Below are 15,048 nucleotides of genomic sequence, written 5' to 3' on the forward strand. Positions count from 1 at the left end.
GGTTCCGTGCGGGCCTCGCCCCTGCGTCCGACCCGCGGGCCCGACGCCGCGGGCAGTGCCAGGGCGGTTCCGGTACGGGGTCGGGGCCAGGTCAGGACAGGTCGATCCCCGGGTAGAGCGGGAAGCCCGCGAGCAGGTCGGCGGCGCGCCGCGACACCTGGTCGGCCACCTTCTCGTCCAGGACGTAGTTGGCCTTCGACGTGCCGCCCTTGGCCGCGGCGGCCGGGGTCGTGCCGGAGAGCACCGTGTCGATCAGGCCGGCGATCTCGTCCATCTCGCCGGTGCCGAGGCCGCGGGTGGTCAGCGCCGGCGTGCCGATCCGGATGCCGGTGGTGTACCAGGCGCCGTTCGGGTCCTGCGGCACCGAGTTGCGGTTGGTCACGATGCCCGCGTCCAGCAGCGCGGCCTCCGCCTGCCGGCCGGTCAGCCCGTAGGTGGAGGTGTCGATCAGCACCAGGTGGTTGTCGGTGCCGCCGGTCACCAGCTTCGCGCCGCGGCCGAGCAGGCCCTCCGCCAGCGCCCGCGCGTTGTCCACCACCGACTGCGCGTAGGTGCGGAACTCCGGGCGGGACGCCTCGGCCAGCGCCACCGCCTTGGCCGCCATCACGTGCGGCAGCGGGCCGCCCAGGACCATCGGGCAGCCGCGGTCCACGTGCTCGGCCAGCGAGTCGTCGCACAGCACCATGCCGCCGCGCGGGCCGCGCAGCGACTTGTGGGTGGTCGTGGTGACGATCTGGGCGTGCGGTACCGGGTCGAAGTCGCCGGTGAGCACCTTGCCCGCGACCAGGCCGGCGAAGTGCGCCATGTCGACCATCAGCGTGGCGCCGACCTCGTCCGCGATCTCCCGCATGAGGCGGAAGTTGACCAGCCGGGGGTAGGCCGAGTAGCCGGCGACGATGATCAGCGGCCGGAACTCGCGGGCGGTGGCGCGCACCGCGTCGTAGTCGAGCAGCCCGGTCTCCGGGTCGGTGCCGTAGCTGCGCTGGTCGAACATCTTGCCCGAGATGTTCGGCCGGAAGCCGTGGGTGAGGTGGCCGCCCGCGTCCAGGGACATGCCGAGCATCCGCTGGTTGCCGAAGTCGGCGCGCAGCTGCGCCCAGTCCTGCTCGGAGAGGTCGTTGACCTGCCGGACGCCCGCCTTCGCCAGCGCCGGGGACTCCACCCGCTGGGAGAGCACCGCCCAGAACGCGACGAGGTTGGCGTCGATGCCCGAGTGCGGCTGCGCGTAGGCGTGCGCGGCGCCGAAGACCGAGCGGGCGTGCTCGGCCGCCAGCGACTCGACGGTGTCCACGTTGCGGCAGCCGGCGTAGAAACGGCGGCCGACGGTGCCTTCGGCGTACTTGTCGCTGAACCAGTTGCCCATGGACAGCAGCACGGCGGGGGAGGCGTAGTTCTCGCTGGCGATGAGCTTCAGCATCTCGCGCTGGTCGGCGACCTCGGCGGCGATGGCGTCCGCCACCCGGGGCTCGACCTCCCGGACGACGTCCAGGGCGCTGCGGAAGGCGGTCTGCGCGGCGCCGGCGGAGGAGGGTACGGCGGAACTCTCGGCCATGGGATGTCCTTAGGGTGACGGCTGCGGGACGGCCCAGGCGCACGGCACACGGTCGAACGGGCCGCTCCCTGATGGTTGACCCCATCCCAGCGCGCCAGTCACGGCCCGCCGTGAGCGTACCAATCCTGCGGGGGCGCGTGCGAACAGGAAACGCTCGCGCCCTCGCGCCGCCGGCACGCGGAGTCCGGCATCCGCGTTCCGCGAGGAACGGAGGCTCCGTGGGGCCCTGGGCGCGGCACGCCGCGGCGTGGTGCTTGGATGGCGGTGCGGCGGGCTCCGGCGGTGGTGCGGCGTCCGCAGCGTCACGGGCGGGTCGGGAGCAAGGCGAGGAGTCCGCCGCGGGACCGGGCGCAGGGCCCGGACCGGGCCCACGGGGACGACAACGAGGAGGCGGCCGGGTGAGCGTCAACGCACGGGTCGGCGGCGCGGGGGTCGCGGTGCTGGAACTGGACCGGCCGCGCGCCCTGAACGCGCTCGACCTCCCCATGGTCACGGCGGTACGGGACGCGCTGCGCGCCTGGCACGACGACGACTCCGTGCGGGCCGTGGTGGTCCGCAGCACCTCCCCGAAGGCGTTCTGCGCCGGCGGTGACATCCGCGCCGTGCGTGAGGCCGGGGTGCTCGGCGACGACGCCGCCGTACGCGCCTACTTCACCGCCGAGTACGGCCTGAACCTGGCGATCTCCGACTTCCCCAAGCCCTGCACGGCGCTCGTCGACGGCTACGCCATGGGCGGCGGCCTCGGCGTGTCGGTGCACGGCTCGGCTCTGGTGGCCACCGAACGGGCCACGCTCGCCATGCCCGAGACCGCCATCGGCTTCTTCCCCGACATCGGCGCCAGCTGGTTCCTGCCGAGGCTGCCGGGCGCGGTCGGCTGGTACCTGGGCCTGACCGGGGCAAGGCTGTCCGGTGCCGCCGCCGTGGAGTGCGGTCTGGCCACCCACTTCGTACCCGCCGCCGATCTGGCCGCCCTGGAGGAGGCGCTGACCGGAGCCGACGGCGTGCGGCCGCAGGCGGTGCTGGACCGCTTCGCCCGCCCCGCGCCCCCGTCGGAGCTCGCCGGCCACCGGGAGGCGATCGCCCGCTGCTTCACCGCACCCGACCTCGCGGGGGTCTTCCACCGGCTCGCCGAGGAGCGCGCCGACCGGGCCTGGGCCGAGGAGACGCTCGACGCGCTGCGCCGGGCCAGTCCCATGAGCCTTGTGGCGACCTTCGACGTGCTGTCCTCCGGCGCGGCCGCGCCGTCCCTCCGGGACTGCCTGGCCACGGAGCTGGAGCTGGCCTGCCGCACCGCCCGTGAGCCGGACTTCCACGAGGGCGTCCGCGCGGCACTCGTCGACCGCGACCGCGCCCCCGTCTGGACCAGCAGCCTGCCGTTCCCGGTCTGAGGCAGCGGGAAGCCGGGGCCGGGGACGTAAGAAGGAGCCGCGCGACCCGGTACGTCGACGCCGCCCGTCCCCCGGCTGCTTCCGTCGTGCCCCGGCACGCCCCCGCAGCGGCCTGTGGCAGCTCCCGCCCTGCGAGGCGGCCGGCCCCCGGGAGTGCGCCGTTCAGCACCCATGTTCAGTATATGAGACGCCCGTGTCAGGATGCGGGACATGCGGCGTACCGTTGGCGGAGGAGGGCGCCCCGGCTCCGGAGTCCGACATGGCCGGCCCGGGTGCGCAGAAGAACCGCGGCGACGGCCGTGCTCGACCGCGAGCCGCGCGCGAACGAGGCGGCGGCCGGGTACGGCGCCGCCGAGAACGCCGACAACGCCGAGAACGCTGAGAACGGCGCCGAGAACGACGACAACGCCGTCGGATGAATGGAGCGTCATGCCCAGGGAATGGGACGCCAAGACCTACGACTCACTGCCGCTGCCGCATCTGGGATGGGGCCGCCGCACGCTCGCCCGGCTCCCGCTGCGCGGTGACGAGCGGGTGCTCGACGCCGGATGCGGCACCGGGCGGGACACCGTCGGCCTGCTCGACCGGCTGCCGGAGGGCCGGGTGGTGGCCCTGGACGGTTCTGTCCGCATGCTGGATGAGCTGCGCGTGCGACTGGCCGGCCGGCTGGACCAGGTGGAGGTCGTGCACGGGGACCTGACGAAGGTGCCGCTGCCCTTCGACGGCGAGGTCGACGCCGTCTTCAGCGTCGCCGCCTTCCACTGGATCGAGGACCACGCCGCGCTCTTCGCCGCCCTGGCCGGCCGTATGCGCCCCGGCGCCCCGCTGATCTCCGACTGCGGCGGGCGCGGCAACATCGCCGCCGTGAAGGCCGCCGTCGCCGAGGTCGCCGGCCGCGGTGGGGAAGGCGACGAATCCGCCTCCGACAGCTGGGAGTTCGCGGGCGTCGAGGACACCCGTGAGCGGCTGGCCGCGGCCGGCTTCACGGACATCGAGGTCTCGCTGCGCCCCGACCCGGCCGTCCTCCAGCCCGGCGAGCAACTGGAGGCGTTCCTCGCCACGGTGGTCCTCGGCGCCCACCTGGACGCCATGCCCGAGGGCGAGCGCGAAGGGTTCGTCAAGGCCGTCGCCGCCCGGCTCGCCGAGCCGGTGGTGGACTACGTCCGGCTGGAGATCTCGGCGGTACGCGGCGGCTGAGCGCACCCGGCGGTCGGGGGGGCGGGCCGCGACGGCTGACCGGCCGACGGTGGAGGCCGGCGGGGATCGGCGGCCGCCCCCTGCCGCTGAACCGGTTGGGCCGCGCGGGGACCGCCCGGCGGGCGGGAGCGCCACCGGCCCTGCCCGCCCGCCGGGCGCCGTTGTTAGGGTTGGCGGGCCGGTCCGCCAGAACCGCCCGCGCCGTGCGGGCCCTTGCCACCCCCCGAGGCAGCATGAGCCCCTTGAAGCGTCCCACCATCGCCGACATCGCCGAGGCCGCGGGTGTCTCCAAGGGCGCCGTGTCCTACGCGCTGAACGGCAAGCCCGGGGTCTCGGACCGCACCCGGGCGCGCATCCTGGAGATCGCCGGCCGGATGGGCTGGCATCCGAGCAGCGCCGCCCGCGCCCTGTCCGACGGCCGTTCCGGCGCCGTCGGCCTCGTGGTCGACCGGCCCGCCTGGGTGCTGGGCGTCGAGCCGTTCTTCATGCAGCTCATCTCCGGAGTGGAGGCCGGCCTCGCGGACGCCGGGACCGCGCTGCTGCTCCAGGTCACCGAGGACGCGGGTGCCGAGACGGCCGCGTACCGTCGCTGGTGGGGGGAGCGCCGGGTGGACGGCGTGCTCCTGGTCGACCTGCGCGAGGACGACCCCCGGCCGGAGCTCCTGGCCGAACTCGGCCTGCCGGCGGTCGTGGTGGGCCACGCGGCGGGGACCTCGGCGGTACCGTCGGTGTGGCTCGACGACGGCGCCGCCGTCCGGGAGACGCTGGCCTACCTCGCCGCGATGGGCCACCGGCGGATAGCCCGCGTGGCCGGGCCCCGGCACTTCGTCCACACCCGCGAACGCGGCGAGGTCTTCGCCGCCGTCGCGGACGAGCTGGGACTGCACGGCGTGCCGTGCCTGTACACGGACTACTCCGGCGAGGAGGGCGCCCGAGCCACGCGCCGGCTGCTGTCGGGCGCCGAGCGGCCCACCGCCGTGGTCTTCGACAACGACGTGATGGCCGTCGCGGCGCTCGGCGTCGCGCAGGAGATGGGCGTCGCCGTGCCACGCGAACTGTCGCTGGTGGCCTGGGACGACAGCGCGCTGTGCCGCCTGGTCCATCCGGCGCTCACCGCGGTGAGCCGGCGCGTCCCGGAGTACGGCGAGCGGGCGGCGGTGGCGCTGCTGGCCCGGATCGAGGGGGGGCGGGTGCCGGACACCCTGCTCGACCCACCGGTCCTCGTCCCGCGCGGCAGCACCGCTCCGGCCCCGCGCTGAGGACCGGCCTGCTCCGTGGCTCCCTCCGCTCCCAGGCCCGTCCTGAACCCGCTGCTGTTACACGGCGTTTCATTCGTCCGGCCCGCGTCGGAAGCCTTGACGCCCTTGTGGGGCGCGAGTTGAATCACGTCACGACATAAGCCGTGAAACACGCTGGAACAAGCGCGTGGACCCCCTCGCCACACGGTTGTCCGCTGTTCTCACGGCTGCGCTACAGGCATATATATGTCAGGTCCATGTCATTCTTCGAGAAGGGCAGCGAGCTATGAGCGCAGCACCGCGCCCCCGCGCGGGGAGAACCCGTCTGCGGCGCACCCTCGTCGGGACGCTCACCGCCGCCGCGGCGGCCGTCGCCCCGATGGCCGCCCTGCCGGCCACCGCGCACGCCGCAGGTGAGAGCGTCCAGGTCTACCTGACCACCACCAGCGACTCCGGCGGCCGCACCGTCGCCAAGGGGCTGGAGCAGCAGGCTCCCCTGGCCTTCGGCGCGGGCACCGGCGGCTCCGGCCAGCAGGTGACCGTCGACGAGAACACGCAGTACCAGCAGTTCACCGGCGCGGGCGCGTCGTTCACCGACACGGCGGCCTGGCTGATGAACTCCAGCGGCGCACTGTCGGCCACCACCCGGGACCAGGTCATGAAGAAGCTCTTCGACCCGGTGAACGGCATCGGCATCGACTTCCTGCGCAACCCGATGGGCGCATCCGACCTGGCCCGCTCCAGCTACACCTACGACGACCTGCCGGCGGGCCAGACCGACCCCACCCTGGCGCACTTCTCCATCGCCCACGACCAGGCCGACATCCTGCCGCTGACCAAGCAGGCCAAGCAGCTCAACCCGAGCCTGAAGGTCATGGGAACGCCCTGGACCCCGCCGCCGTGGATGAAGGACAACGGGAGCTACGTCCAGGGCTGGCTGCAGTCCCAGTACTACGCCGCGTTCGCGCAGTACTTCGTCAAGTACATCCAGGCGTACCAGGCGGCCGGCGTGCCGATCGACTACGTGTCGGAGCAGAACGAGCCCACCGTCGGCGGCGACTACCCCGGCGCCCAGTGGAACGGCTCCGGCCTGGCCTACTTCGCCAAGAACGACCTGCTGCCCGCCCTGCACAGCGCCGGGCTGTCCACCAAGGTGCTGGCCCTGGACTGGAACCCGGACTCCTACGACAGCTACGCCGCGCCCACCCTCGACGACGCGAGCATCCGCACCGACCCCAACTTCGGCGGCATCGCCTGGCACGGGTACGAGGGCGACGTCACCGAGCAGACCACCATCCACAACGAGTACCCGGACGTCCCCTCCTTCGACACCGAGCACTCCGGCGGCACCTGGATCGCCGACCAGCAGAAGGAGGACATGGAGAACCTGATCGACTACACCCGCAACTGGGGGCAGAGCTGGGTCAAGTGGAGCCTGGCGGTCGACCAGAACATGGGCCCGCACAACGGCGGCTGCGGCACCTGCACCGGCCTGGTCACCGTGCACAACGGCGACAGCCGCAGCGGGCAGGTGGACTACACCATCGAGTACTACACGATGGGCCAGCTCACCAAGTTCGTGAAGCCCGGCGCCCACCGGATCAGCTCCAACGACAACTCCACGATCCGCAACGTGGCGTGGAAGAACCCCGACGGCTCCAAGGCGCTGATCGCCTACAACGAGTCGACCTCACCGCAGCAGTTGCGGGTCAACTGGGGCAACGAGTCGTTCGCCTACACCATGCCGGCCGGCGCGTCGGCCACCTTCACCTGGGCCGGCACCCAGAGCGGCACCGCCACGACCGGTCACACCGGAGCCATCACCGGCTACGGCGGCAAGTGCGCCGACGTCGCCGCCGCCAACTCCGCGAACGGTACCGCCGTACAGCTCTACGACTGCAACGGCACCAGCGCCCAGCAGTGGACCGCCTCCGGCTCCACCCTCCAGGCACTCGGCAAGTGCATGGACGTCACGTCCGCCGGTACCGCGGACGGCACGCCGGTGCAGTTGTACGACTGCAACGGCACCGCCGCGCAGAGCTGGACACGAGGCAGCGGCGGCACACTGGTCAACGCCGGCTCGGGCAAGTGCCTGGACGCCACCGGACCCAGCTCCGCCAACGGCACCCGGCTCCAGATCTGGAGCTGCACCGGAGCCGCCAACCAGCAGTGGACGGCGCCCGCCGCCTGACCACTGCCCCGAAGCGGCCGGGCGGCGGACCTCTCAGCGCCGCCCGGCCAGACAGAAGGAAGCGGGGGGAGGGGCGCCAGGAGAACGGCGCCACCGGGACAGGGAGACGGGAAACAGGGCAGACAGGGGACGACGGGCAAACAGGGGAAACAGGGAAGAGGGCGGAACCGGCGTCCGCGCCGGCGGCGTCGCACCCGCCGGCAACGGGACACCCCACGGCGGCCGGTGACGCCAGTGGCGCAGGGGGGCGTCGGTCCGTGCGCGCACACGCACGGACCGACGGCCCCCGCCGTCCACGGCCGGTGCGCCGGGCGGGAACGTCGATCTGCCAACCACGCTGCCCGGAGGCATGGGTGGCGTGGCGTCAGTCATCCCACAGGCCCGTTGTCTTCGCTCCGATCCCTTTGAACGGGCAGGCGAAGGGGGCGCCCACAGGTGTCGGGAGGGCGTGCTTGTGGCGGCGCGAGCCCCCTTCGGGGGCGCGGCACCCTCCTGTCGGCTGATGTTCCACGGCGCGTTGACCCGTGTGGCCCTGTGGTGGTGGGACAGTGCGATCGGGCGCCCTAGCCTGGACGGGCCGTCCCCCCGTGCCGAGGAGTTCCCGTGTCCGCCGTACGCAACGAGGGCGCCGTCTGGCAGCGCGCGCCGGTCCGCTCGGCCGCCGTCATCCTGCCGCTGGCGGCCGTGGCGGCCCTGCTCGCCGCGAAGTGGTCGCTGATCGGCTCCGGCGCGGGCCGGCTGGGCTCCGCCGACGGCGAGTGGCTGGGCGCCGCCTGCGTGGCAGCCGGGCTCACCTGGGTCTGCTCCGCCGTCACCCAGCAGGGCGCGGTGGTCGAACGGCTGCCCCCCGGCAAGCTGCTGGCCTCGCAGTTCGCCGCGTCCACCGCCAACCACGTATTGCCCGCGGGGGTCGGCGGGAACGCGGTCAGCCTGCGCTTCCTGGTGCGCCGCGGGCTGAGCCCGAGCCGGGCGCTGGCCGCCCTCGCGGTGCGGGCCGCGGCCGCCGTCACCGGTCGGCTGGTGCTGCTGCTCGTGGCGCTGGTCACCTTCCCCGGGGCGCTCCACATCCGCCGCGTCGTCTCCCGCCGGCCCGCGCTGCCGGGCCATCCGGTGCTGCTGTCCGTCGGCGCCGTCGCGGCTGCGGCAGGGCTCTTCCTGCTGCTGCGCCACGCCCGGCGGCTGGGGGCGCGGCTGCGCGGATTCGTCGCCTCCGTCGTCCTGGACGTGCGCGAGGTGCACCGCAACCGGGCCCGGATCGCCGCGCTGTGGGGTGGCGCGCTGGCCTTCCCCCTCATGCACGGCCTGGTCGTCGTCGCCGTCGTGCGCGCGGTGCACGCGCCCGTGCCGGCCAGCGGCGCGATGGTGGCCTACCTGTGCGCCAGCACCGCGACGGGCTGGCTGCCCACCCCGGGCGGACTCGGCTCCCTCGACGCGGCCCTCGCGCTCGCCCTGGTCACCGCGGGGGCCGGCGGCGTCACGGCCACCTCGACGGTACTCGGCTACCGGCTGCTGACCACCTGGCTGCCCCTGCTGCCGGGCGGCCTCGTCCTGACCCTCCTGCTCCGCCGCGGCGACCTGTAGGCGCCGGGTGGTCCGGAGACCGTCGGTGTCCACGTGCCTCGGGCCTGACCAGCGGAACCACGCCTCGCCGCCGTCGACGTGCGGGAGGGATTCGTCCACCGGTCCCGAGGGCGGCACCATCGTCAACTCCGGCGAGACACGCTCGTGGACCTCGTCGAAACCGTTCGAAGTCTTCCGCCTCCAGGACACAGAGGACCTCCGCGCCGACCGAGAGCCTCGGGCCCGGTAGCGTCGCTCCCCCCAAGGCGGCCGGCCTCTGACGGGTGAGCCTCGGGCGAGCGGGCCCCGGCCCCGCCGCAACCACCGCCCGAGCCGTGGTACGGCAAACGAGCCGCGGTACGGCCCCGGCCTACTTCGCTTCGGCGTAGCACTCGACCGCCCGGGTTTCGAGCGGGAAGGGCACCGGCGTCGTGCCGAAGACCAGCCGGCGGGCCTCGTCCCCGGCCGCCTCCACGGCCTCCCGCACCGCCGGGGCGAGTCCAGCCGGGGTGTGCACGATCACCTCGTCGTGCTGGAAGAAGACCAGGCGCGGCTGGGGACCGAGCGCGGCCAGCCGCCGCCGCAGGGCCGCGAGGGTGGCCAGCGCCCAGTCGGCCGCGCTGGCCTGGATGACGAAGTTGCGAGTGAACCGTCCCCAGGTACGTGCGGCGCGAGGGTCGGGGCTCGCACCCTCCTGGGGATCGGCGTCCTCGTCGAGGAAACGGTTCGCCGAGGGCACCGGGGAGGTACGTCCCAGCTGGGACCGGACGGTGCCGCCCGCCTCGCCGGTGCGGGCGGCGGCCTCCACCAGCGCCAGCGCCGCGGGGAACCGGCGGCGCATCACCGCGAGCAGCTGCCCGGCCTCGCCGCTGGTCTGCCCGTACATCGCGGCCAGCAGCGCGATCTTGGCCCGCGCCCGGTCGCCGCCGAAGGCGTCCCGGGCCAGTCCGGCGTAGAGGTCGCCCGCCACCGCGGCCCGGACCAGCCCCCTGTCGCCGGACATCGCGGCCAGCACCCGCGGCTCCAACTGGCCCGCGTCGGCCACCACCAGCCGCCACCCCGGGTCGGCCACCACGGCACCGCGCAGCAGCCGCGGAATCTGCAGGGCGCCACCACCCCGTGTCGCCCATCGGCCCGACACCACGCCGCCCACCACGTACTCGGGCCGGAACCGGCCCTCACGCACCCACGCCTCCCGCCAGGCCCAGCCGTGCGCGGCGTGCATCCGGGACAGCTCCTTGTAGCGCAGCAGCAGCGCGGCCGCGGGGTGCTCGACGCGCCGCAGCTCGTGTGAGCGGGTGGTACTCAGGTGGACACCGACCCGGGCGAACGCGGGCAGCACCTGGGCGGGGGAGTCGGGGTTGACGGGGCGGCCCAGCGCGTCCTGGATGCGCCGGGTCAGATCGTTCAGGACCGCCGGGCGGGCCCCTCCGGCGGGGCGCGGCCCCAGTAGCCCCGTGAGCAGCTCGTCGTGCGCCGCCGCGCTCCACGGCAGCCCGTCGCGGCCCATCTCCACCGCGGCCAGCGCACCCGCCGACTCCGCCGCCACCAGCAGCCGCAGCCGCTCCGGCTGTGGCGCCGATCCGACACGGTGCCGCTGGGCGACGCGCACCTGGAGCAGGGCTTCCAGCGGGTCCACGCCCGGCGGCAGATGGTCCCGGTCGGGGGTGAAGAGCCCCGGCTGTCCGCCCGCACCCTGCTCCGGCGGGTCGGGAGGCTCGGGGAGCCCGTGCAGCCGGGCCCACGTGGCGCCCAGGGAGCGGGGGCGGCCGTGGCGCCCCTCGGTGCCGAGCAGCAGCGACTCGGTCAGCTTCACGTCGTGGCAGCGCGCCGGACGTACCGCCCCGTTCTCCAGCAGCCGGGGGTACGTCTCGTCCGTGGCCGCCCACACCCAGCGCGGCGCGCCGGCGGCCTCCCGCCGGGCCACCTCCGCGGCGAGATCGGGCACCAGGACCACGGCACCCGAGGACCGGCCGTCGGCTCCTATCCGCACAGCCGACCGCCCGTGCCCACCGGGTCGGGCACCACCGCCGTCTCGCTCTCCACAGGACCGACCCTAGGCGCCGCCGCCGACAACGCCGCCCGTGGGCGCCGACACGCCCGTACGCCCTGTCGCGCCACGTCACGATGCGTCGCTTCCTGTCACGACTGTCAGCCGTGATGCCTGGCCGACCCGCCTTCAGGCACACGCGGGACGGACAGCACCGCAGTGCGACCGCCGACGCGGCCTCCCACGGCCCAGAGGCCCGGAGCCCGGCAGGGAGCTACCGGGCCCTTACGGCCGACGGCCGCGGCACGTCACTGCGCCGCGCCGCCCGCCTGCGCCTCGGCCACCGCCTTGTGCACCTCGGCCATGTCCAAGGCGCGGGCCTGCGCGATCACGTCCTCCAGCGCGGGCTCGGGCAGCGCTCCCGGCTGGGCGAAGACGGCGACCTTGTCGCGGACGATCATCAGCGTCGGGATCGACTGGATCTGGAACGCGGCGGCCAGCTCCGGCTGGGCCTCGGTGTCGACCTTCGCGAAGACCAGGTCCTCGTGCTTCTGCGAGGCCTTGTCGTAGACCGGTGCGAACATCCGGCACGGCCCGCACCAGGCGGCCCAGAAGTCGATGAGGACGAAGTCGTTGTCGGACACGACCTCGTCGAAGTTCTCCTTGGTCAGCTCCACAGTGCTCATGACCACACAACGGACGGTCGCGAGCGGAAATTCCGGCGCCGTGCGGCACATCTGTCACTCGTTCGAGTGTGGAGCGTGCCGACGTAGTGGCGCGGGTCGGGCCGCGGTCGTTGAACGGCTCATGGCAGCAACGAAGTGGGTCCGCCAGGACCTCACCGCCAGCGGTGGAGCCGGTGCCGGGTCCGCCCGCGGCAGCCAGGGCGTAACGCTTCTGCAGGCCCCGGACGCGCCCCTGTTCGCCGCTCTCGTCAGGCAGTGGCAGTCCGCGGGCCGCATGGTCCCGGGGCAGACCGACCACGAGTGGGCGGAGCTCGTCGGCAGGGTGCCGCGCCTCACCGGGGTGTGAACTCGGGACGCGGCAGCGGCTGCCCGGGTGGCGGGCCGTCGTAGGCGCCCACCGGTCGCATCCGCAGCGGCCGCTCGCCGTACTCCTCCATGGCGTGGGCGATCCAGCCGGCGGTGCGGCCCACCGCGAACACGGCCTCCCCGGCGTCCGCCGGCATCCCGTGCGCCACGGACAGCACGGCCAGTGCGAGATCCACGTTGGCGTGCAGGTCAGGGTGGCGGGCTGCCGCGGTGGCCGCCAAGTCGCGGGCCGCGGCCAGCGCTCCGGCCGCCGCGGAGTCACGCTCCAGCAGCGCGAAGAGCGCCGTCGCCCGCGGGTCCTCGCCGCGGTAGAGCCGGTGGCCCAGACCCGGTACGCGCTGCCCCGAGCGCAGCACCTCAGCGACCACCGGACCGGCCCCGCCGTGCTCGGCCACGGCCGTGAGGGCGCGGTGGGCCAGGGCGCTGGCCTGCCCGTGGAGGGGCCCGTCCAGGGCGCCCAGCCCGGCGGAGACGACCGCGTAAGGGTGCGCCCGGGCCGAAGCGGCCACCCGTGCGGCGAGGGTCGAGGCGGCCAGGTCATGGTCGATCAGCAGCGTCAGCGCGGCGTCCAGCACCCGCAGCCCGGCCTCGTCCGCGGGTGCCGGGGTCAACCGTGTCCACAGCCGCAGGGCGAGCCGGTCCCCGCCCGTCCCGGTGGAGGCGGCGCCCGCCGCGGGCGCCGCCGGAGCCTTGCCCTCATCGGTGATGTCCGCCGCCCCTGGGGGCGAAGTCCTGGCGGAGTCCTCCCGGGCGGCGCCGCCGGACGGTGCTCCCACCGGGTGCGCCGCGGGCGGGAGGGCGTCGACCAGGACGGCCACCAGGCCGCGCGCTGTGGCGCGTACGGCGTCCGCGGAGAGGTCGAAGCGCAGCGGGTCCGCGCTCGCCGCGGCCGGCACCGCCACCCTCAGCCGGTCCATAGGACCGCTGGCCGGCGGCAGCGCGGCCGCCGCCGCCCGGGCCGCGGCCAGGGGACCGGGCGGCGCGGTGAAGCGGGTGTGCGGCAGCAGCACCCCCGTCCACAGCCACAGGGCCGCCTCCTCGTATCCGTGGACCGCCGCGAGCTGTACGGCGTCCACGCCCCGGAAGCTGTACCGGTCCTGCTCGATCAGCGTGATCCCGGTCCGCACCCGGCCGAGGCCGCCGCTGCCCGCGGTGGAGGGCGGCTCCGGGACGCTCTGCCCGGGCGCCGCGGTCCCCGCCGCGCCCGCGCGGCCCCGGCGGGCCAGCGCGGCCACCTCGTCGGGGTCGAAGGTGCTGCCCCGCCCGCCGGGTGCCCGACTGCTGCCGAGCAGGCCCCGGCTGACGTAGGCGTAGAGGGTCGCCGGCTTGACGCCGAGCCGGCGTGCCGCCTCGCGTGTGCCGATCCTGCTGCTGCCCGTGCTGCCCGTGCTGCCCGTGCCGCCTTCCGGCGCCGTGCCGCCGTCGCGCCCCGCGCCGGCGGCACGGCGCCGGACGCCCGCTGCCGCGTCGTGGTGGGGACCGTCGTCCGCTGTGCCGACCTGCTCCGTCATGGCCTCACCGTATCCGCCCGTGCCCAGTCGCTATCAATGTTGATTGTCGGGGGCCTAAATCAACGTTGACATCAATAAATCAATCATGGAGAGTCAAGTCAACGGCTCACGAGGAGGACCCATGGCGACCACGGACACCATCGACGTACCCCGAGGCTTGAAGGGCGTCGTCGTCACCGAGACGGAGATCGGAGACGTCAGGGGGGAGGAGGGCTTCTACCACTACCGCGAGTTCTCCGCGGTGGAGCTCGCCGAGACGCGCACCTTCGAGGAGGTGTGGCACCTCATGGCCTACGGCGGCCTGCCGGACGACGAGCAGCTCGCCGCCTTCCGTGCCCGTACCGCGGGGCTGCGGCGGCTGCCCCCCGAGGTGGCCGCGGCGCTGCCGGCGATCGCCCGGGCGTCCGCGCTGTCCGGGCCGCTCGCCGGGCTGCGCAGCGCCCTGTCGCTGACGGGTGCCGCCGCGGGCTTCCGGCCGCTCTACGACATCGATCCCGAGCGGCGTCTGGCCGACGCCCTGGCCGCCTGCTCGGCCGTGCCGACCCTGGTGACGGCGCTCCACCGGCTGGGCCAGGGACTGGAGCCGGTGGAACCGCGCGAGGACCTGACCTATGCGGCCAACTACCTCTACATGCTGACCGGGCAGGAGCCCGAGCCGGCCCGGGTGCGGGCCATCGAGAGCTACCTGATCTCCACCGTCGACCACGGCTTCAACGCCTCGACGTTCACCTCCCGGGTGATCGCCTCCACCGGGGCCGACCTGGCGGCCTGCCTGGTCGGAGCTGTGGGCGCGCTGTCCGGGCCGCTCCACGGCGGCGCGCCCAGCCGCGCCCTGGACACCCTCGACGCCATAGGGACGCCGGACCGGATCGACTCCTGGCTGCGTGAGCAGGTGCTCGCCGGCGAGCGGCTGATGGGCTTCGGGCACCCCGTCTACCGCACGGAGGATCCGCGGTCGCGCATGCTCAAGGGCATCGCCCGCTCCCTCGGCGGCGATCTGGTCGACTTCGCGCTGCGCGTCGAGGAGGGCGCCGAGGCCGTGCTCGCCGAGCTGAAACCGGGCCGCGACCTGCACATCAACGTCGAATTCTACGCCGGCGTGGTGATGGAGCTGTGCGGCCTGCCGCGCGGGATGTTCACCCCGACCTTCGCGTGCGCCCGGGTGGTCGGCTGGAGTGCCAACATCCTGGAGCAGGCGGAGGACAGCAAGATCATCCGGCCTCTCGCCCGCTACGTCGGCCCGCCGCCGGCCGCGCTCTCCCCGGCCGGCTGACCCGGCCCGCCGCGCCGGCGCGGCCTGGACTCCGGGGGCGCCCGGGCCGCTTCGGGGGGCGGCGGGCGACGGCACGCGCGTACGGTGCGTGCACTC

12 protein-coding genes and 1 riboswitch are annotated in these 15,048 nt (G+C 74.5%); of the genes, 8 read left to right on the plus strand and 4 right to left on the minus strand.

The genetic code is table 11. From position 1 onward, the window contains the following. Window positions 1-91 precede the first annotated feature (91 nt). A complete protein-coding gene (locus tag BS72_RS28845; protein ID WP_037914753.1) occupies window positions 92-1,552 on the minus strand; it encodes a glycine hydroxymethyltransferase in 1,461 nt (486 codons plus the stop codon). 24 nt (window positions 1,553-1,576) lie between these two features. Further along, a riboswitch (ZMP/ZTP riboswitch) is annotated at window positions 1,577-1,664 on the minus strand. A gap of 286 nt (window positions 1,665-1,950) precedes the next feature. Between BS72_RS28845 and BS72_RS28850 the strand changes: the two genes are divergently transcribed. From BS72_RS28850 to BS72_RS28870, 6 genes are all read left to right on the plus strand, one after another. Beyond that, the gene (locus BS72_RS28850) at window positions 1,951-2,940 is read left to right on the plus strand and encodes an enoyl-CoA hydratase/isomerase family protein (protein ID WP_037914755.1); all 990 of its coding nucleotides are present in this window, start codon (window positions 1,951-1,953) and stop codon (window positions 2,938-2,940) included. A 272-nt stretch (window positions 2,941-3,212) separates the two neighbouring features. Then, on the plus strand, window positions 3,213-3,359 hold the full coding sequence (locus tag BS72_RS36860) for a hypothetical protein (RefSeq protein WP_157856352.1): 147 nt from the start codon (window positions 3,213-3,215) through the stop codon (window positions 3,357-3,359). A gap of 10 nt (window positions 3,360-3,369) precedes the next feature. Further along, the gene (locus tag BS72_RS28855; protein WP_037914756.1) at window positions 3,370-4,137 is read left to right on the plus strand and encodes a class I SAM-dependent methyltransferase; all 768 of its coding nucleotides are present in this window, start codon (window positions 3,370-3,372) and stop codon (window positions 4,135-4,137) included. A 233-nt stretch (window positions 4,138-4,370) separates the two neighbouring features. After that, on the plus strand, window positions 4,371-5,396 hold the full coding sequence (locus BS72_RS28860) for a LacI family DNA-binding transcriptional regulator (protein ID WP_198545975.1): 1,026 nt from the start codon (window positions 4,371-4,373) through the stop codon (window positions 5,394-5,396). 265 nt (window positions 5,397-5,661) lie between these two features. Then, window positions 5,662-7,566 (plus strand): ricin-type beta-trefoil lectin domain protein, encoded by a 1,905-nt coding sequence (locus BS72_RS28865; protein WP_407639028.1) that lies wholly within the window; start codon window positions 5,662-5,664, stop codon window positions 7,564-7,566. 603 nt (window positions 7,567-8,169) lie between these two features. Beyond that, window positions 8,170-9,147, plus strand: coding sequence for a lysylphosphatidylglycerol synthase domain-containing protein (locus BS72_RS28870; RefSeq protein WP_063836158.1), 978 nt, complete (start codon window positions 8,170-8,172; stop codon window positions 9,145-9,147). Between the two features lie 349 nt (window positions 9,148-9,496). Here BS72_RS28870 and BS72_RS28875 read toward each other — a convergent pair whose 3' ends face one another. Then, window positions 9,497-11,083 (minus strand): bifunctional 3'-5' exonuclease/DNA polymerase, encoded by a 1,587-nt coding sequence (locus tag BS72_RS28875; protein WP_407639029.1) that lies wholly within the window; start codon window positions 11,081-11,083, stop codon window positions 9,497-9,499. A 341-nt stretch (window positions 11,084-11,424) separates the two neighbouring features. After that, window positions 11,425-11,802, minus strand: coding sequence for a thioredoxin (gene trxA, locus BS72_RS28880; protein WP_037914760.1), 378 nt, complete (start codon window positions 11,800-11,802; stop codon window positions 11,425-11,427). Window positions 11,803-11,923: 121 nt separating this feature from the next. On the opposite strand from trxA, the gene BS72_RS28885 reads away from it, so the two are divergent. Beyond that, window positions 11,924-12,148: a hypothetical protein gene (locus BS72_RS28885; RefSeq protein WP_037914761.1), complete on the plus strand. Its 225-nt coding sequence runs from the start codon at window positions 11,924-11,926 to the stop codon at window positions 12,146-12,148. Here the strand turns inward: BS72_RS28885 and BS72_RS28890 are convergent. Beyond that, on the minus strand, window positions 12,135-13,679 hold the full coding sequence (locus BS72_RS28890) for a citrate/2-methylcitrate synthase (protein ID WP_078901715.1): 1,545 nt from the start codon (window positions 13,677-13,679) through the stop codon (window positions 12,135-12,137). The two genes, BS72_RS28885 and BS72_RS28890, sit on opposite strands and share 14 nt — an antisense overlap. Window positions 13,680-13,800: 121 nt before the next feature. Here BS72_RS28890 and BS72_RS28895 point away from each other — a divergent pair, with 121 nt between their 5' ends. Further along, complete coding sequence (locus BS72_RS28895; RefSeq protein WP_037914762.1) at window positions 13,801-14,952, plus strand: citrate synthase/methylcitrate synthase; 1,152 nt, start codon at window positions 13,801-13,803, stop codon at window positions 14,950-14,952. Window positions 14,953-15,048 lie beyond the last annotated feature (96 nt).

It is taken from the genome of Actinacidiphila yeochonensis CN732, assembly GCF_000745345.1.
Classification (GTDB): Bacteria; Actinomycetota; Actinomycetes; order Streptomycetales; family Streptomycetaceae; genus Actinacidiphila; species Actinacidiphila yeochonensis.